15 protein-coding genes are annotated in these 18,578 nt (G+C 72.7%); 8 read left to right on the top strand and 7 right to left on the bottom strand.

Annotated elements, in window-relative coordinates; translation table 11 throughout:
• Positions 1-133 precede the first annotated feature (133 nt).
• The 3 genes from SZN_RS26600 to SZN_RS26590 all read left to right on the top strand — a co-directional run bounded on the left by SZN_RS26600 (position 134) and on the right by SZN_RS26590 (position 3,164).
• Positions 134-940, top strand: a complete 807-nt coding sequence (locus SZN_RS26600) for a class II aldolase/adducin family protein (RefSeq protein ID WP_007500800.1) — start codon at positions 134-136, stop codon at positions 938-940.
• A gap of 254 nt (positions 941-1,194) precedes the next feature.
• Positions 1,195-2,475, top strand: a complete 1,281-nt coding sequence (locus SZN_RS26595) for a hypothetical protein (RefSeq protein WP_043733275.1) — start codon at positions 1,195-1,197, stop codon at positions 2,473-2,475.
• A gap of 158 nt (positions 2,476-2,633) precedes the next feature.
• A complete protein-coding gene (locus tag SZN_RS26590; protein ID WP_167546331.1) occupies positions 2,634-3,164 on the top strand; it encodes a DoxX family protein in 531 nt (176 codons plus the stop codon).
• On the opposite strand, the gene SZN_RS26585 is transcribed toward SZN_RS26590, so the two are convergent.
• Together SZN_RS26585 and SZN_RS26580 are read right to left on the bottom strand one after the other, a co-directional pair.
• Positions 3,155-3,385, bottom strand: coding sequence for a hypothetical protein (locus SZN_RS26585; protein ID WP_007500797.1), 231 nt, complete (start codon positions 3,383-3,385; stop codon positions 3,155-3,157). The two genes, SZN_RS26590 and SZN_RS26585, sit on opposite strands and share 10 nt — an antisense overlap.
• Positions 3,372-4,790: a PspC domain-containing protein gene (locus tag SZN_RS26580; RefSeq protein ID WP_007500796.1), complete on the bottom strand. Its 1,419-nt coding sequence runs from the start codon at positions 4,788-4,790 to the stop codon at positions 3,372-3,374. Before SZN_RS26580 ends, SZN_RS26585 begins: the two co-directional genes overlap by 14 nt.
• A 177-nt stretch (positions 4,791-4,967) precedes the next feature.
• Here SZN_RS26580 and SZN_RS26575 point away from each other — a divergent pair, with 177 nt between their 5' ends.
• A complete protein-coding gene (locus tag SZN_RS26575) occupies positions 4,968-6,257 on the top strand; it encodes an ATP-binding protein (protein WP_043733278.1) in 1,290 nt (429 codons plus the stop codon).
• A complete protein-coding gene (locus SZN_RS26570) occupies positions 6,254-6,973 on the top strand; it encodes a LuxR C-terminal-related transcriptional regulator (RefSeq protein WP_007500794.1) in 720 nt (239 codons plus the stop codon). Before SZN_RS26575 ends, SZN_RS26570 begins: the two co-directional genes overlap by 4 nt.
• 91 nt (positions 6,974-7,064) lie before the next feature.
• On the opposite strand, the gene SZN_RS26565 is transcribed toward SZN_RS26570, so the two are convergent.
• Positions 7,065-8,126, bottom strand: coding sequence for a C40 family peptidase (locus tag SZN_RS26565; protein ID WP_007500792.1), 1,062 nt, complete (start codon positions 8,124-8,126; stop codon positions 7,065-7,067).
• Between the two features lie 533 nt (positions 8,127-8,659).
• Between SZN_RS26565 and SZN_RS26560 the strand changes: the two genes are divergently transcribed.
• Positions 8,660-9,013 carry a hypothetical protein gene (locus SZN_RS26560; RefSeq protein WP_007500790.1) on the top strand — a complete coding sequence of 118 codons (354 nt, stop codon included), beginning with the start codon at positions 8,660-8,662 and terminating at the stop codon, positions 9,011-9,013.
• Here SZN_RS26560 and SZN_RS26555 read toward each other — a convergent pair.
• The gene (locus tag SZN_RS26555; RefSeq protein WP_007500788.1) at positions 8,991-10,007 is read right to left on the bottom strand and encodes a tellurite resistance/C4-dicarboxylate transporter family protein; all 1,017 of its coding nucleotides are present in this window, start codon (positions 10,005-10,007) and stop codon (positions 8,991-8,993) included. The two genes, SZN_RS26560 and SZN_RS26555, sit on opposite strands and share 23 nt — an antisense overlap.
• A 662-nt stretch (positions 10,008-10,669) precedes the next feature.
• Here SZN_RS26555 and pcrA point away from each other — a divergent pair.
• Entirely contained in the window at positions 10,670-13,150 is a 2,481-nt protein-coding gene (gene pcrA / locus SZN_RS26550; RefSeq protein WP_007500786.1) for a DNA helicase PcrA, read from the top strand.
• Between the two features lie 70 nt (positions 13,151-13,220).
• Here pcrA and SZN_RS26545 read toward each other — a convergent pair whose 3' ends face one another.
• Complete coding sequence (locus tag SZN_RS26545) at positions 13,221-14,702, bottom strand: M23 family metallopeptidase (protein ID WP_007500785.1); 1,482 nt, start codon at positions 14,700-14,702, stop codon at positions 13,221-13,223.
• Positions 14,703-14,968: 266 nt separating this feature from the next.
• Positions 14,969-15,841, bottom strand: a complete 873-nt coding sequence (locus SZN_RS26540; protein ID WP_007500784.1) for an esterase/lipase family protein — start codon at positions 15,839-15,841, stop codon at positions 14,969-14,971.
• A gap of 648 nt (positions 15,842-16,489) precedes the next feature.
• Between SZN_RS26540 and icmB the strand changes: the two genes are divergently transcribed.
• A complete protein-coding gene (gene icmB / locus SZN_RS26535; protein WP_007500783.1) occupies positions 16,490-16,906 on the top strand; it encodes a coenzyme B12-dependent isobutyryl CoA mutase small subunit in 417 nt (138 codons plus the stop codon).
• A 325-nt stretch (positions 16,907-17,231) separates the two neighbouring features.
• Here icmB and SZN_RS26530 read toward each other — a convergent pair.
• Positions 17,232-18,578: DUF5691 domain-containing protein (locus SZN_RS26530; protein WP_007500782.1), on the bottom strand; the 1,347-nt coding region annotated here is incomplete at its 5' end.

The following is an 18,578-nucleotide window of genomic DNA, read 5'->3' as shown; positions in this document are numbered from 1 at the left end:
GCTGCCCGCCGGGCGGAGCGGCGCGGGGCGGGGCGGACGGACCGGAGCGGGATCTTTACAGAAACAGCTCTGTTCTCCTGCGCTGACCGCCGGTAACTTCCGCCCCGTGACGCAACACAGTGCGGGAGGACACATGCAGGGGACGCCCCCCGGGCCCATTCCGCCCTCACCGCTGCCCACCGACAAACTCCGGTTCGCCATGCCGCCGATGCACGAGTCGGCCGCGGACGAGCGCCGGCACCGCAAGGAACGGCTCGCCGGCGCCCTGCGGATCTTCGGCCGGATGGGCTTCGAGGACGGCGTCTCGGGGCACATCACCGCACGCGACCCCGAGTTCAGCGACTGCTTCTGGGTCAACCCCTTCGGGATGCCGTTCAAGCACGTCACCGTCAGCGATCTCGTCCTCGCCAACTCCGACGGCCAGGTCATCGAGGGCCGCTACCACGTCAACCAGGCGGCGTTCACGGTTCACTCCCAGGTCCACGCCGCACGCCCGGACGTCGTCGCGGTCGCCCACTGCCACTCCGTGCACGGACGCGCCCTCGCCGCGCTGGGCGAACTCCTCGACCCGATCAGCCAGGAGAGCTGCGCCTTCTACGAGGACCACGCGCTCTACGACGCCTACACCGGAGTCGCCGTCGACGCCGTGGAGGGCCGTCGGATCGCCGCCGCGCTCGACTCCCACAAGGCCCTCGTCCTGCGCAACCACGGCCTGCTGACCGTCGGCGACTCGGTGGACGCGGCCGCCTGGTGGTTCCTGTCCATGGAGCGCTCCTGCCAGGTGCAGCTCACCGCGCGGGCCGCCGGCCGCCCCGTCCTCATCGACCACCGGATGGCGGTGGCCACCCGCGAACAGCTCGGCGGCGACCTGGTGGCATGGATCAACTACCAGCCGATGTGGCAGGACGTGAGCCGCGGCGAGCCGGATCTGCTCAGCTGAGCCGGGCGGGCGTGCGGCCTCCGTCCCGGACGCGCTCTCGCGGCCGGGTCAACACGGCAGAGCGCGCATCACCCTCGGCGACCGGACCTGGCGGGCGGGAGGCGGGTGCCGTACGGCACAATTCGCTCTCGTCGCGCGGGAGTTGCCGGACGCGGCGGTCGTGAGGACGCGACGTCGTGAAGACACGATGCCGTGAGGATGCGACGTCGTGCGGTGCGGCGTGGTGCAGGGCGTGGGGAAGGCGGGCATCGGGCGTGGCGGTGCAGGAGGCTGGGCAGGGTGGCGCGGTGACGGGCGCGCACGGGGGTGGCTGCACCTGCGGCGACTGTCCGCACGGGGCGCGAGCGGGGCATCGGCGGGCGGTCGCCGCGTTCGTGTCGAAGCGGGACGGGTTCGCGGCGGGGGAGGGGCTGCCGCCCGCGGTGGCCCACTCGGTGTCCGCCTCGCGGCAGTGGGTCTCCGAGGAGCTGACGCAGTCGGCCGAACACGTCGCCGAGCGCGGCCGGGCCGAGGGCGAGGCATGGCTCGCGCGGCTGTGGTGGCGTACGGCGTGCGTGGTCTGGGGCCTGGTCGTGGCCCTGCTGCTGGCGCAGGCGCTCACCGCGGTCGGCACGGGGTGGACCGCGGCGCGCACGGCCGGGCTGCTGGCCGCGGTGCTGACCGGCGGCGCGCTCACCTCGGCGTCGTGGTTCCACCGGGCGCGGGGCGGCGCGCTGGCGCCGGTGATCGGGGAGGACAACCGGCTGTCCACGTCGCGTGCGGTGGCCGGGGCGTGGGTGCTGTTCGTGGCGTACGCCGTCCTCGTGCTCGTGGGGCGGCTCGCGGCGGCCTCCGGTTCCGCGGAGCGCGACGCGCTGATCGCGGGGCTGGAACTGGGCCGGGGCGCCGGTGTGGTGACCGTGCTCGCCGTGGTCTGCGCGATCGCGGTGCTGGTGCGGCGGGTCGTGGGCGTACGGGTGCTGGGGCAGCGGCTGCAGAAGGTGCGGGCGCATCGGCCGCGGGCGGCGGACCTGCTGACGGACGACGCGGGGCGGGGGACGTTCGCGGACATCCAGTACGTGGTGATCGGCGGGGTCGCGTTGCTGTTCGCCGCGGTGCGGCTGGCACGGCGGCCGGACCAGTTGCCCGATCTGCCGTGGGGGCTGGCGGTGGTGGTGCTCATCTCGGCGGCGACGTACCTGGCGGGGAAGTACGCGGAGGGGGGTCGGCCGGTGATCCTCTCCGTGGTGCGGTCCCGGGAGGCCGGTGATCTGGACGCGCCGATCCGTACCGGGGACGACATCGAGATCCGGGGAGCCGGGTTCGTGCCGCCGGGGGCCCAGGGGGCGGATCGGTTGTCACGGATGGTGGTGCGGATCGGGGCGGTGCATGTGCATGTGCCGCTGGTGCCGGTGCGGGGTGGGTTCAGCAATCCGGGGGACGCGGTGCTGACTGTGCCGGTGCCGGCGGATGTGGAGCCCGGGCGGGTGGATGTGCAGGTGGTCACTGCTGCGGGGGTGGAGACGAATCGGTACGGGATCGATGTGACCGAGTAGGCGGTGGGGGTGGGGGTGGGGGTGTTGCGTCTGGGTGATTGAAGTTTTTACCGGGGGCGTCGGAGAATGCGGGTGCCGTTGCCTGAGTGGGGCGGTGGTTGCGTACGTATGGTCTGTTTGAGGGTCTCGGCACGGCGGGCGAGAGGCGGCTTCGGGCGATGGCTCACGGTATGCATGCGGACGGCTCCCTCTATTCCGACGGCGGCGGTCGCGGGTGGCGGGACTCGGCCACTCGTTACGCGCTGCTCCCCTTGCGGATCTTTCTTGGCGTCACCTTCATCTACGCCGGCCTCGACAAGCTGACCGACAGCGCGTTCCTGAAGGACTCCGGTGCGGGGTCGATCGGGGACATGATGCGGGCCGTCCGGGACTCGTCGGCGATTCCCGCCATGGTCGACATGGCCTTGGACAACCCGGTCGGCTTCGGGTACGCCATCGCCTTCGGTGAGCTGGCCGTCGGCATCGGCACGCTCATCGGGCTGCTGGCCCGGCTGGCGGCGCTCGGGGGTGCGCTGATCTCGCTGAGCCTGTGGCTGACCGTGAGCTGGGCCTCCGATCCCTACTACTACGGCAACGACCTGGCCTATCTGATGGCCTGGCTGCCGCTCGTGCTGGCGGGTGCGCCGGTGTTCTCCCTGGACGCCGCGCTCCACTCGCGGCGCCGGCGGCGGGCCGGGCGCTACCGGTAGCCCCGCGGGCCGGGGGAGGGCGGCGTCCGTCTGCGCGCGCGGATGCCGCGGGTGACCAGGCCGACCACTCCCGCCAGGCAGAGCCCGCCGACCACGAGCGGGATCACCACGAACCAAGGGGTCTCCCAGGCGTCGCCCGCGTCACCGAGGTAGATCAGGCCCGCCAGGGTCAGTACGGCTCCGCCGAGCAGCCGTCCGGGCTGGAACTCATGACGCAGCACGGCTCACCTCCGCCTGTCCCGCGCCGACGCTCAGACCGAGGCCGAGGGTGCCCGCGCTTCTGGTGCCGGGGGCCGGTTTCAGGGTCAGGGCCTTGCTCCTGCCCGGTGCCACGTCCACGTCCTGCTTGGTCTCGCCCGGCAACTGGATGTCTCCCACCCCTACGTTGACGCTGAGGTCCACGGTGACGTCCGCGGGGACGATCACCTTCAGCCGGCCCACGCCGACATCGACGCGCGTCGTCACGGTCCGCCCCGGGGCGAAGTCCACCCCTGTGAGGTCGAGCGTGCCCACGCCCGTCCCCAGCTGGTAGCGGGGCTGTACCTCCGCCATCGCCGCCGGTCTCCAGCTCCGGTCGGTCCACTGGGTGCTGATGTCCTTGGGCAGGGCGGCCGACGCGGCCAGCAGACCGGCGGTGACGACCGCCAGGAACACCGAGCCCGCTCCTGTGCGCCCCAGGAACGCGCTCACGGCTATTCCCAGGCCGAAGACCAGCAGCGCGGCGGCCAGGCCGGTCTGCAGGCTCGTGCCGAGCTCCCGCTCCTCCCAGGTCGCCCCGATGCCCACGCCGGCCGCGAGGAGGGCCAGCAGGAACACCTGGCCGCCGATCCAGCGGGGGCCGCGCGGCCCGGGGGGCCGGGGGGGCTGCTCGCGCGGGTCCTCGCGGCCGCTCCATGCGCGGCGGCCGATGCCGACGGCCGCCGCGATGTCGCGCTCCCGCGAGTCACGCGGGCCCCAGAGATAACCGGTGCCGCCCTCGTGCGTCCCGTCCTTGACGATGGGATCGCGCCACCAGGACGGGTAGGCGGCGGGCACCGGTGGTGCCTTGGCCTCCGGCGGGGCGTCGGCGACGGCCTGCGCGGCGAGCTGGTCGGAGTCGGGGGCGCCGCGGTGGCGCGACCAGTACCCCGCGCCCGCGAGGAGCAGGCTCAGGACCACCGCGAACGTCAGCACCCCGCCGTTCCTCAGCATCGTGAGGAAGACGCCGCAGCCCACCAGCGCGAACAGTACGGCCGTCAGCGCCTGTCCGTCGACGCGGCCGGTGAGGAGCCTGCGCACCTCGTTGCCCTCCTCGTCGTCGTACGGGACGAGGAGCCAGGCGAAACCGTAGAAGAGGAGCCCCAGTCCGCCGGTCGCGGAGAGCACGGCGAAGGTGATGCGGAAGATCACCGGGTCCATGTCGCACTGCCGCCCGAGCCCGGCGCAGACGCCGGCCAGCATCTTGTGCCCGCGGTCGCGGCGGAACCTGTGCGACGGGCCGGGCGGGCCGGGCAGGTCGGCGGTGGCGGTGTGCGGACCGCGGCCCTCACCCGCGGCGCTCGGGGACCCCGCACCGGACGCGGTACCCGCGGAGGGCACGGCGTCCGGTCCGGGCACGGAGTCCGAGGCGTGCTGGTGGTCGGTCATGTGTCCATGGTGACGGTCGGGTCGGCGGGACGGGAGTCGGGACGACCCTGGTCGGACCCTGATATCGGCCCTGAGACGGCGGCCGGGAGGCGTTCGAGTCGGGCGTGACGAAGATCAGGGGAGTCTAGGGGGCGGACCCTGATGCCCTGGTGGGCCCGGCGTGTGACCATCGATGGCATGCCGGACGCCGCAACAGCACCCCTCGTGGAACCGCGGGCGCCGCGCAAGCTCTACCGCAGCAGCGACGGACGCTGGCTCGGGGGTGTGGCGCGGGGGCTCGCCGGGCATCTCGGCCTGCCCGTGATCTGGGTGCGGCTCGTCTTCGTCGGCCTGTTCATGGCGGACGGGCTCGGCGCCCTGCTGTACGCGGCGTTCTGGTTCTTCGTACCGCTCGGTCTCGGCGGGGTGGACGCGCAGCGTCCGCCCCCCTTCACTACCGAGACCGCGCCCGACGGCCGGCGCCGACTCGTCGCACGCAAGCCCGACAAGGGGCAGATCGTCGCGCTGCTCCTCATGGTCGTGGTGGCGACGGTCTTCGTCGGCAGCGTGGACGTCGGCAGCGGTGCCAAGGCCTACCTGCTGCCCGCCGTGCTCGTCGGCGGCGGTGTCGCCCTGGTCTGGCGCCAGGCGGACAACGCCCGGCGGGCCCGCTGGATGGAGGTCGGCAGACGCCGTCGCACCCTGACCCTCCTGCGGGCCGCGGGCGGGGTCGTACTGGTCACCGCCGGAGTCTCCGGCATCTTCGTCCTCCAGGGCTCCGCCGCACACCTCGGCTCCGTGCTCCAGGCGGCCCTCGCGGTCCTCGTCGGCATAACGCTCCTGGCCGGTCCCTACCTCGTGCGCATGACCCAGGACCTCTCCGAGGAGCGCCTGATGCGCATCCGAGCCCAGGAGCGTGCCGAAGTCGCCGCGCACGTCCACGACTCGGTGCTGCACACCCTGACCCTGATCCAGCGCAACGCGGAGAACGCGAGCGAGGTCCGCCGCCTCGCCCGCGCCCAGGAGCGTGACCTGCGCACCTGGCTCTACAAACCCGAGGGCACCGGCAAGGACGAGGCCCAGGAGCCGGCCACCCTCGCCGACGCGGTCCGCGCCAACGCCGCCGAGATCGAGGACAAGCACGGCGTCCCCATCGAGGTGGTCGTCGTCGGCGACTGCCCGCTCGACGAGAAGATCGCCGCACAGATGCAGGCCGCGCGCGAGGCGATGGTGAACGCCGCGAAGTACGGTGGCGAGGGCGGTGCCGTACAGGTCTTCGCGGAGGTGGAGGGGAAGACCGTCTTCGTGTCCGTACGGGACCGCGGTCCGGGCTTCGACCTGGACGCGATACCCGCGGACCGCATGGGCGTCAGAGAATCGATCATCGGCCGCATGGAACGCAACGGCGGCACGGCCCGGCTGCGGGCGGTGCCCGACGGCGGCACGGAGGTCGAGCTGGAGATGGAGAGGGCGGAGAAGACGTCATGAGTGAGCCGACCGGGACCAACGAGCCCGCGGAGCAGGCCGGTCCGAGCGCGGACGGACGGCATGTGCGCGTGGTCCTCGTGGACGACCACCGCATGTTCCGTACCGGGGTCCAGGCCGAGATCGGCCGGACCGAGCAGACCGGGGTCGAGGTCGTCGGCGAGGCCGCGGACGTCGACCAGGCGGTCACCGTCATCACCGCGACCCGCCCCGAGGTCGTCCTCCTCGACGTGCACCTCCCCGGCGGGGGCGGGGTCGAAGTGCTGCGCCGCTGCGCGCCGTTGACGGCGGACGCCGAGCGGCCCGTCCGCTTCCTCGCGCTGTCCGTCTCGGACGCCGCCGAGGACGTCATCGGCGTGATCCGCGGCGGTGCGCGCGGATACGTGACCAAGACGATCACCGGCACGGACCTCGTCGACTCCATCTTCCGCGTCCAGGAGGGCGACGCGGTGTTCTCGCCGCGCCTCGCGGGGTTCGTCCTGGACGCGTTCGCCTCCACGGACGCGCCCCCGGTCGACGAGGACCTGGACCGCCTCACCCAGCGCGAGCGGGAGGTGCTGCGCCTGATCGCACGCGGTTATGCCTACAAGGAGATCGCCAGGCAGCTCTTCATCTCCGTCAAGACGGTCGAGTCCCATGTCTCGGCGGTACTGAGAAAGCTCCAGCTGTCGAACCGGCACGAGCTGACGCGGTGGGCGACGGCCCGGCGCCTGGTCTGAGGCCGCGGCGGCGCGAGTCCGGGACCGCCGCTCCCGGACACCCCGATCCGGCGGACACCCCGATCCGGCGGACACTCCGATCCGGCGGCGGTCACACGACGCGGGTGGCTCCCGCGAAGGGCATCTCGCTGATCGGCGCCACCCGGACCCGGGAAGAGGGGTTCGGGGAGTGGATCATGCGTCCGCCGCCGATGTAGAGGCCGACGTGGCTGATACCGGAGTAGAAGAACACCAGGTCGCCCGGGAGCAGTTCGGCGCGCGAGACGCGGCGGCCGGTGTCGATCTGCGCGTAGGTCGTCCGGGGCAGGGAGACGCCGGCCGCGCGGAAGGCGGCCTGGGTCAGCCCCGAGCAGTCGAAGGCGTCCGGGCCGGTCGCGCCCCAGACGTAGGGGCTGCCGAGCTTGGAGCGGGCGTAGGAGATCGCGGCCGCCGCACGGGAGTTGGGGGCCTCGGCGGTTGCGGCGCCGGGGGCGGGCGCCGCCTGGGTGCCCCGGGTGCCGGTCGGGGAGCGGGAGGTGGCGTCCGCACCGAGTACGGGGCGTTCGGCGGAGGGGAGCCGGGCGAGGAGGGTCCGGGCGGAGTCCAGCTTGCCGGTGATCGTCCTCTGGTGCCGCTTCAGCTCGGTCCGGCGCGAGGCAAGCGAGGTCAGTTCGAGGCGGGCGGCGCCGCGCAGTTGCTCGATCTCGCGCAGTCCGCTGCGGACACGGGCGACGGAGGCGGCCTGGCGGTGGCCGACGCGGCCGGCGAACTCGGCGCCGTCGAGGTAGCGGTCGGGGTCGCCGGAGAGCGCCAGTTGGAGGGCCGGATCGAGGCCGCCGTCGCGGTACTGGGCCGCTGCCATCGAACCCAGCTGCTCCCGGGCGGAGTTGAGGGTCTGCGTCTTGCGCGCCGCCTCGTCCTGAAGGGCGTTCACGCGCCGCTGGGCCGCGTCCGCCCGCTCCTTCGCGCCGTTGTACTTCTCGGTGGCGGTCTCCGCCTGCCGGTACAGCTCGTCCACCTGCGCCTTCACCTGGGCCGGTGTCTGCTGCGGTTCGGCGAGAGCGGTGCCGTCGAGGCCGGTCGTCGTCGCCGTGCCCGCCAGGACGATCGTCCAGGCCGTACGGGCCGAGGTGCCGCCGGCCCGGCGCGGACGGGGTTTTCGGTGGGCTGCCAAGGAGACCGCGTCCTTTCGTCGACCGCCTGTGGGGGTTCGCGCGTCCGGCGGCGGCCCGCACAGGGGGACGGGCCGCCGCCGGACGTTTTCGGCGGAGGTGCCCGACTGCCGCCCCTGGCCCTGGGCGGCGGTGGGGAGCCGGTCACCTGGGGAAGGACGCTAAACCCGACGGTGTCGGGACGGTAACGCGTTGTGCGGAAGTGCCGGGAGCGGATCGCGGGTGACCGTAAGTGACCGTGCGGGCGGAATCGGGGGGTGCTGTTCACGCTCTGTGCTGACCGATGCGGTTGTTCGGGGGGTGGGTGTGGGTGGTTCGGTGCTATGGCGCGCGCAAATGCGGCGCTGTCGCGGTGGGTGGCGGTGGGTGGCGGTGGGTGACGGGTGCGAGTGCGTGCGAGTGCTGCGGGTTGGGTGCGGGTGTGTGGGTGGGAGGGGGTGCGGGTGCCGGTGCGTGGCGGGTGGTGTGCGGCCAGGGGCGTCAAGGGGTGGGGCGGTGGGGAGGGGCCGAGTGGTGGTGATTAGGCTCGCTGGCCATGGACGTACTCATCCAGTTCTTCGTGGGCCTGCACATCGTCGGTATCGCCTCGCTGCTCGGTGGGTTCCTGACCCAGATGAAGGCGATGGGGCAGGGCACCGCCCGGTTCGTGCCCGCGATGCTGCACGGCGCGCTGACCATGCTGGTCACGGGTGTGCTCCTCGTCGGGCTCAATCAGGCGGACGACCAGTCCGTGGACAACATCAAGATCGGCGTCAAGCTCGCGCTGCTGATCGTGATCCTCGGACTCGTCTACGTGAAGCGGGACGAGGAGAAGGTCGACAAGAGCCTGTTCGGTGTGGTCGGGCTGCTGACCACGGCGAACATCTTCATCGCCGTGCTGTGGACGTGACGTCGGCCGGAGGGCCGGTCCCCGGGCGCGGGGCCAGGTAGGTCCACGCCGCTCCGGCGGCGACCGCCAGCCACACCGCCACCGCGATCCACGTCAGGACCTCGCCCGGGGGCGCCAGCCAGGAGACGTCCACGACCGTGCCGACGGACAGGGCCGCCGCGGCCGTCATGCCCAGCGGGAAGACCGTCGCCCAGCGGCGTACGTCGTAGTGCGGCCTCGGCCGGCCGATCTCGGCGGCGAGCAGGACGGCGTACCAGGCCAGGTCGAGGATCAGCAGGCCGACGGTCATCGTGCGCAGGGCGCTGTAGTCGTCGTCGTTCCACAGGTACAGGCGGGCGCTGTCGGCGGCGAGCAGTTTGGAACCGGCGAGCGCGGAGATGGCGAGGGCGCCGCCCGCCACCCAGTGGTCGCCGGCGCCCCGGGTCACCTGGCGCAGGTCGAAGCGGGTCAGGGCGACGGCGTACAGGAGCAGGCCGAGCCAGAACAGGACCAGGGCGGTGTGCGCGAGCCAGGCGGCCGTCTCGGTCGCGGCGAGCGTGGCGGCCAGCACGGCGAGGCCCTGGGTGGCCACGCAGCCCAGGAAGACCGCGCCGGGCATGTCGCGGTGCCAGTGGCGTACGACGTCGACGAGCAGGCCGGGCCAGAGCAGGGCCGCCAGCGCCAGCAGGGCCATCGCCAGGGTCTGCCAGCCGAGGGCGCTGAAGCGGGTGCCGAGCACGGTCGTCGCGGCGACGGCGGTCAGCGCGGCCGGGGTTGCGGCTTCTTTCAGCCAGCGGGGGCGGTCCCACAGGAGCCGGGCGCCGAAGTCCGCGGCGAGGGCGAGCCAGGCGGCGCATCCCAGGGCCAGCGCGATACGGGACAGGGATTCGTAGCCGGTCTGGTGCAGGGCCACCGAGATGATGCCGGTCGCCATGACCGCGGCGCCGGCTGCGGGGGGACGGGTCGACCACCAGGTCTGCAGCGGGGATGCGAGGGTGGTCGTGGTGGCTGGCATGGGGCGATGCTAAGGATCGCGGTGCGGGATGGGGGTGGGGCACGCGCGTGCGTGGGTCTGAAATCGGCCTTCGGATGGGATGCCTGCGGTGGGCGCGGTGGGCGCGGTGCGCGCGGTGGGCGCGGCGGGTTGGCGGGGACCTGTGGTGCGCGGTGGGTTGGTGGGGTGTCTGCGTTGTGTCGTGGGGCCCGTGGCCGGATGGGGAGGTGCCTGAGGTATCTGAGGTGCCTGTCGCCGGTCGGTGGGTGCCTGCGGCGCATGTGCGGGGTCGTGGGGCTTCTTGCCTCGCGCCTGTGTCGGTTTTTTTTGGGGGCGGGGCCGTGCCGGGGGGGGGGTGTCCGTCCTCGGTCCGGCGGATCTGTGGGGAGAACTGTGCCGTCCCTTAGACGCCGGGCGCTGCGGGCGGGCACCCCCGGCGCGGCCCCTTCTCGCCGTACGCGGCTGGGCACGCCGGGCCGGCCCCTTCTCGCGGACCGGGCCGCCGCGCCCGGCCCGGCCGCTTGTCGTCGTACGCGGCGGGGCGCATCCCCGGCCCGGCCCCTTCCCGCCGTGCGGGGTGCGGTCCCGGCGGCCCCTTGCCGGGAGCCTCTTGAGGGCCCGGTTGTGGGGGATTCCTGGGGTGGGGGTCGGTTGTCGGTGGGGCGCCCTAGACTCGGAGAGCGATGAGCAGCCTCTTTGACGACAGCTTCCTGGCGGATCTCCAGGCCCCTCGGGCCCCTGGGGAGGAGCCTCCGCCACCGCCCGAGGACGATCATGCTCCGGAGCCCGTTCCGGAGGATCTGTTCGGCGGGAAGTTCGACCTGCCGCCGGACCGGGACGCCTACTACCGTGACGGCGCCCCGCGTCCGGCGATCGACGCCGCCGCCCTGCTGGAGGGGCTCAACGAGAACCAGCGCGCGGCCGTCGTCCACTCGGACACCCCCCTGCTCATCGTGGCGGGGGCCGGGTCCGGCAAGACGCGGGTGCTCACCCACCGCATCGCGCACCTCCTGGCCGAGCGGCAGGTCCATCCGGGGCAGATCCTCGCGATCACCTTCACCAACAAGGCCGCCGGGGAGATGAAGGAGCGCGTCGAGCAGCTCGTCGGGCCGCGGGCGAACGCGATGTGGGTGATGACTTTCCACAGCGCGTGCGTGCGCATCCTGCGCCGCGAGAGCAAGAGGCTCGGATTCACGTCGTCGTTCTCGATCTACGACGCCGCAGACAGCAAGCGCCTGATGGCGCTCGTCTGCCGTGATCTCGATCTCGACCCCAAGCGCTTCCCGCCCAAGTCCTTCAGCGCCAAGATCAGCAATCTGAAGAACGAGCTGATCGACGAGGAGGACTTCGCCGCCCAGGCCACGGACGGCTTCGAGAAGACCCTCGCGCAGGCGTACGCCCTGTACCAGTCGCGGCTGCGCGAGGCCAACGCCCTCGACTTCGACGACCTGATCATGACGACGGTCAACCTGCTGCGCGCCTTCCCTGACGTCGCCGAGCACTACCACCGCCGCTTCCGGCACGTCCTCGTCGACGAGTACCAGGACACCAACCACGCCCAGTACGCCCTGGTGCGCGAGCTGGTCGGCTCGCGTGAGCACCCCGTCGACGTACCGCCCGGCCCGGACGAGCTGCCGCCGGCCGAGCTGTGCGTGGTGGGTGACGCCGACCAGTCGATCTACGCCTTCCGGGGCGCCACCATCCGCAACATCCTCCAGTTCGAGGAGGACTACCCGGACGCGACGACGATCCTGCTGGAGCAGAACTACCGCTCCAGCCAGACGATCCTGACCGCCGCCAACGCCGTCATCGAGCGCAACGAGTCCCGGCGCCCCAAGAACCTGTGGACCAACGCGGGCGCGGGTGCGCGCATCACCGGGTATGTCGCGGACACCGAGCACGACGAGGCGCAGTTCGTCGCCGAGGAGATAGACCGGCTGACCGACGCGGGCGACGCGAAGGCCGGCGACGTCGCCGTCTTCTACCGGACCAACGCCCAGTCCCGTGTCTTCGAAGAGATCTTCATCCGCGTCGGACTGCCCTACAAGGTCGTCGGCGGGGTCCGGTTCTACGAGCGCAAGGAGGTCCGGGACGTCCTGGCCTACCTGCGGGTGCTGGCCAACCCCGAGGACTCCGTGCCGCTGCGCCGCATCCTGAACGTGCCGAAGCGGGGCATCGGCGAGCGCGCGGAGGCGATGGTCGACGCGCTCGCGCAGCGCGAGAAGATCAGCTTCCCGCAGGCGCTGAAGCGCGTCGACGAGGCGTACGGCATGGCCGCGCGGTCGGCCAACGCTGTCAAGCGGTTCAACACGCTGATGGAGGAGCTCCGTACGATCGTCGAGTCCGGCGCCGGACCCGCCACCGTGCTGGAGGCCGTCCTCGAACGGACCGGCTATCTCGGTGAGTTGCAGGCGTCCACCGACCCCCAGGACGAGACCCGGATCGAGAACCTCCAGGAACTGGCCGCCGTCGCCCTGGAGTTCGAGCAGGAGACCGGCGAGGGCGAGACCCCCGGGCTGTCGGACTTCCTGGAGCGGGTCGCGCTCGTCGCCGACTCCGACCAGATCCCCGACGAGGACGAGGAGGGCGCCGGCGTCATCACGCTGATGACCCTGCACACCGCGAAGGGGCTGGAGTTCCCGGTCGTCTTCCTCACCGGCATGGAGGACGGCGTCTTCCCGCACATGCGCGCCCTCGGGCAGAACAAGGAGCTGGAGGAGGAGCGGCGCCTCGCCTACGTCGGCATCACGCGCGCGCGTGAACGGCTGTATCTGACGCGGTCGTCGATGCGCAGCGCCTGGGGGCAGCCGTCGTACAACCCGCCGTCCCGTTTCCTGGAGGAGATCCCGGCGCAGCACGTGGACTGGAAACGGACGGGTGCCGGCACGCCCGCCGCCGGGCCGGTGTCCGGCGTGGCCGCCTCGCTCTCCTCGTCGCGCTCCCGCTCCTCGGCGTCGGGCGCGTCCGGCTTCGCCACCCGGCGGACCTCGGAGAAACCGGTCGTGCAGCTGGCGGTCGGCGACCGCGTCACGCACGACCAGTTCGGGCTCGGCACGGTGACGTCAGTGAAGGGCACGGGGGCGAACGCCGAGGCGACGATCGACTTCGGCGACACCAAGCCGAAGCGGCTGCTGCTGCGGTACGCGCCGGTCGAGAAGCTCTAGGAGCGATACGCGGCAGGGGCCCCGCCGGTCGGCGGGGCCCCTGCCTACGGCCGTTGCTCGTGTGTCCCTCTTACGTGGGGTCGACGCCGTGGCTGCGCATCCAGGCCAGCGGGTCTATCGGCGAGCCGCCCCCGGGCCGGACCTCCAGGTGCAGGTGCGGGCCCGTCGAGTTGCCGGAGTTGCCGGAGTACGCGATGGGGTCGCCCGCCTTCACCGTCGTACCGGAGGGGACGCGGTAGGTGGAGAGGTGGCAGTACCAGATCTGCATACCGTCTTTGGTGGTCAGGATGACCATGTTGCCGTACGAGTTGTTCCACTTCGTGCGGACGGTTCCGTCGGCGACGGCCGCGACCGGGGTGCCGTACGTCACCGGGAAGTCGATGCCCGTGTGGGTGGACATCCAGTTGACGCCTGCCTCGCCGAAGGTGGCGGTGAGCCCGCGTTGCAGGACCGGCGCGGCGAACTTCGGGCGCAGCCGCTCCTTGCGGGCCGCCTCCTCGGCGGCCTTGCGCTTCTCGGCGGCCTGCTGGGCCTTGAGGTCGATGCGCTCCTGGGTGCGGCTGGCCCGGTTGGCGAAGTCGTCGGCCCCGGCGGAGAGGCTTTCGAGCTGGCTGTCCAGCTTGTTGTTCGCGGTGGACGGCTTCACGGCCTGGCCCTCCGAGGCCAGCGTGGTCGCTTCCTTGTCGTCGGACATACCCCCGACGGACGCGGCGGCGATCCCGGCGACACCCATGACGCACGCCGAGGGCACGGCGATCGTCAGCAGCGCGGAGCGCTTGGGGGGCGTACGGCGGCGGGAGCGGGCGCCGTTGCGGGCCGGGGCGCGCGGGGAGGGAGCCGGCGTGCGCTCCTCCTGGTCCTCCAAGAGCGGTGCGACGGCCGTGAGTTCGCCGGTGGCGGCCAGATCGTCGCCGTCGCCGTCGTCGCCGTCGTCATGGCCGTGGTCGTCGTACGCGGCCTGGTCGATCTGGTGGAAGCACGCCGTCGCCTGCTGGTCGAAGGATTCTGCTGACGGCTCGTAGTCGCCGTGCCCGTGGGCGGTCAGGCCGGTGGCGCCTTCGGAGTTCCACTGCGTGGCGTCGTACGCGCCGCTGTCGAAGTTCTGCGTGTCCCAGGCCCACTGCTGGGTCGGGTCGGCGGGGACCCCGCCCTGCTCCGGGGCCAGCCAGGCGTTCGCGTCCCACTGGCCGGCGGCGTCGTGCCCGTTGGCCTGCTGTGGGACGAAGGAGAGCCGCTCGTGCTCGGCCGCCCAGGCGGTGGCGTCGTAGGCGGCGGTGCCGTAGGCGGTGTGGTGCTGTGCCGCGTAACCGTCGTGGTGCGCGGTCTGGTGGCTGCCGGTGGACCACCGCGTGGCGTCGTACGCGCCCGTGTTCTCGCCGGGAAGGCTGCCGAACAGGGGGTCCGCGTCGAAGCCCGCGCCGGCGTGGCCGGCGGTGTATCCGGTGGTGTCGTAGGCGCCGTACGTGGTGGAGTCACCGTAGTGGGCATCCTGCACGCCGTACGCCGCGTAGTGGGCCGGAGTGGCGTCGGAGGCCGAGGCCGGAGAGGTCATGGTCCCCGACGGGTGACGATCGTTCACCAACTTCTCTCTCGCCTCGACGACAGGGGCTGCCAGAGCAGTGCGGCGACTGTACCCGGCGGTATGCGGGCCCGACAATCTTCGGCAGGTTTTGGGCGCGCGGGAAACGGGCATTCGGCCGTGTTCTGGTGGCCTGTGGCGCGAGTTTGGCTTTGTGTTCGACGGGCGTTCGAGGCGAGTGGCGTTCCTGAGGCGGTCGAGTGCGCCCGGGGAGGGGGTGTCGGGTGGTCGCACGGGTGTCAGGCAACGGTCAGGCCGCTGGTCCGTGCGGCGGCTTCCGTCCCGGTTTCCGCGGTGTCGAGCGCCTCCCGGATCCCGGTCGCCACGGCGGGGTGCACCGGGAGGGCGAGGTGGCCGATGCCGGTGACGAGGACGTTCCGCGCCGACAGGTCCGGGTGGTCGATACGGGCCGTCTCCAGGGGGTCCATCAGAGGGTCGAGGTCGCTCCAGAAGCTCACGAACCGCGTGCGGCAGCCGGGCGCGGGGCGGGCCAGCTCGCGCAGGACCGGTGAGTCCGGGCGCATCTGACGGACGATCGGGTGCGCGTCGGCCAGCGGCGCGACCCGGGTGCCCGTGTGCGGAGTGCCGAGCGTGACCAGTGTGCGGACCCTGAGATCACCGCCGAGGCACTGCACGTAGTACCGGGCTATCAGCCCTCCGAGACTGTGCCCGACGATGTCCACCCGGCTGCTGCCGGTGCGTTCGCAGATGGCCTCGATGTGCCGGCCGAGCAGTTCGGCGGCGGTGCGGATGTCGCAGGTGAGGGGGGAGTAGTTGAGCGACTCGACCTGCTGCCGGCCGTGCCGGGCGAGGCTGCGGCGCAGCAGGACGAAGACCGACCGGTTGTCGATGAAGCCGTGCAGCAGGACGACGGGCGGCCGGGGCTGCGCGGGGAGCCGTGCGGTGTCGTCGGCCGGCGGGAGCGACGGGGTGGTCCGGCGCTCCTGGGTGATGCCGGAGGGGTAGAGGAGCAGGTGGCCGGCGAGGATCGCGATCTCCAGCGCGGTCGCCTTCAGCAGGGCCGCGGAGAGGCCGGCGAGTCTGCGCGGGAGCAGTCGGCGGCAGAGCGGGAGAAAGGGGAGTGCTGCTCCGGCTCCTGTGGTGACCTTCATGGCCGACCTCCTTGTGGCGCGCGCGGAGGGACGGCTCCGGCCCCCGTGTGCCCTCGTGGAAGGCGCGGCGGAGGTGGCGGGCGGCATGAGGAGGGCGCGTGGGGTGGGCGAGGCTTCTGGTGGGGGTCGGCCGCGCCGCCCGGGGTGTGTTGATGACCTGGCGGGGCTGCCCGCCGGTGTGGCGACGAGGCTCCCCCTTGTCGTGCCCTGCCTGCTCCGCGTGCCCTTCGTGCCACCGCCGGTCCGTCGCACCGCCGTGTCGCGCCGTCCGGTGGCGCGGTGGTGCGGCGACCTCGTTGCGGCTTCCGTTGCGCGTGGTTCCGCCGCGGCGCGGGTACCGCGGACTGACGCGGCCCGTGTGCCGGGAGAAGTGGAACGGTGCGCGGCGAACGTGTCCCACCGTGTGATTTCCCCCTCGGTCCGCACCGCGAAACTGCCGGTTGCGGGTTGTTGGCGATAACGTTCGTTCACTTCCCCGGGCGGCGTGGCCCGGGGCGTCCGTGCCGTCGGCGCGTCCGGCGCGCCAGCGGCGGAAAGGGCGATACGCGTCCCATGTATGACATGTGGGACGGGTGCGGCACACCTCTTGTACGTCGTGTGCGAGTGATGCCGGTCGGTACGGATGGATGCAGTCGCTTGGAGGCAGTGATGGGTGTGGCAGCCGGTCCGATCCGCGTGGTGGTGGCCAAGCCTGGGCTCGACGGTCACGACCGGGGCGCCAAGGTGATCGCGCGGGCGCTGCGCGACGCCGGTATGGAGGTCATCTACACCGGCCTGCACCAGACGCCCGAGCAGATCGTCGACACCGCGATCCAGGAGGACGCCGACGCGATCGGCCTGTCCATCCTCTCGGGCGCCCACAACACTTTGTTCGCCGCCGTGATCGACCTCCTGAAGGAGCGCGAGGCGGAGGACATCCTCGTCTTCGGCGGCGGGATCATCCCGGAGGCGGACATCGCTCCGCTGAAGGAGAAGGGTGTCGCGGAGATCTTCACGCCGGGGGCGACCACCCAGGCGATCGTGGACTGGGTGCGGGAGAACGCTCATCACCCGGCTGGGGCTTAGACGCTGCTTGGGCTCCTCCTTCGGCGGGCGATCCTTCGGCGGTGGGCTGGGGCTCCGGGGTGCGGACCCCTTCTTCTGAGGGAGCGCGTCCGGTGCCGGTCGACGGTCGGCCGTCCGTCGGTTTCTCCTTGCGCGGGAGAGCGTCCGGCGGTGGGCTGGGGCCCACCGGTGCGCGGGCTCCTCGTCCGGCCGGCGAACGGCCGGCGCCGGTCCAAGGGGCACCAGCCCGTCGGCTTCCCCTTCGGCGGGAGAGCGTCCGGTGGTGGGACGGGGCCCACGGGCGTGTGGCTCCTCCGGCCGGCGAACGGCTGGCGCCGGTCGAGGGTCAGCAGACCGTCGGTCTCTCCTTCCGCGCGTCGGTTCCGAGGAGCTCCGCGGTCATCGCCGCGCGCAGCCGCAATGTCGTGACCAGGCGCTGGAACGCCTCCGCCCAGTAGCCCCCGGCACCCGGTGACGCGTCCTCCCCCTCGTCCGGCACGGCCACGAGGCCGTCCAGGCGGTTCGCCTCGGCCGGGTCCAGACACCGCTCGGCCAGGCCCATCACCCCGCTGAAGCTCCAGGGGTAACTTCCCGCTTCGCGCGCGATGTCGAGCGCGTCGACCACCGCCCGGCCGAGCGGGGCGCCCCACGGCACCGCGCACACCCCGAGCAGCTGGAACGCCTCCGACAGACCGTGCGTCGCGATGAAACCGCCGACCCACTCCGCGCGCTCGGCGCCGCTCAGCGTGCCGAGGAGCTTCGCCCGCTCGGCCAGCGACACCGCCCCGGGACCGCCCGCCTCGGGAGCCGAGGGCGACCCGAGGAGCGCTCGCGCCCACTCCGCGTCCCGCTGCCGCACGGCCGCCCGGCACCAGGCCGCGTGCAGCTCGCTCTGCCAGTCGTCGGCCACCGCCAGCGCCACGATCTCCCGGGGGGTACGGCCCCCCAGCCGGGCCGACCAGGTGTCCAGCGGGGTCGCCTCCACCAACTGGCCGAACCACCAGGACCGTTCACCCCGGCCGGCCGGTGCCTTGGCCACCACTCCGTCGCGCTCCATGGCGGCGTCGCACTCGTGCGGTGCCTCGACCACGATTCCCGCGGCGGCGCCGCCCGCGCGGTCCAGTGCCACACAGGCCCCGGCGCGTACCGCCATCCGCGCGGCCAGCGCCGAACCCGGCAGCGCCGACAGCAGTTCCGCGGCCGTGGCGCGCACGTTGCGGCTGCGGTCCGCCAGCGCCTGCTCCAGGAACGCCTCGTCCCCGGGGCCCAGCCGGGTCCGCAGCGAGTCGAGGAACATCAGCCGGTCCTCGGCCCGCTCCGTGGTCCAGGTCGTGCCGAGCAGGTCGCGGGCCGCCGCGGGCTCACGGGAGCGGATCGCGGAGAGCAGCGCGACCCGCTCGGCGAACAGCCCCTCCTGCCAGAGCCGGTCGACCTGGCCGGCGTCGTCGAGGTGCGGCAGGGCCGCCCCGCCGCCGGGCGCCGCGCGCAGGGCGAACCGCCACTCCGGGTTGAGCTGCGCCAGCCACACCGCGCGCGGCCCCGCGAACGCCAGTGCCGCCGGACGCAGATCCGTGCGCCCCCGCGCCGCGTCCAGCAGCGCGGGCAGCGCTTCCGGGGGCGGTGCGAGCCCCTGCTCGTTCGCCGTCGCGAGCCACTGCGGCAGCAGTTCCATCAGGTCCGGTGCGGTGCCTCG

The organism is Streptomyces zinciresistens K42, assembly GCF_000225525.1.
Classification (GTDB): domain Bacteria; phylum Actinomycetota; class Actinomycetes; order Streptomycetales; family Streptomycetaceae; genus Streptomyces; species Streptomyces zinciresistens.
The sequence above is the reverse complement of the archived record's forward strand: the minus strand, read 5'-3'. Positions and strand labels throughout refer to the sequence as shown.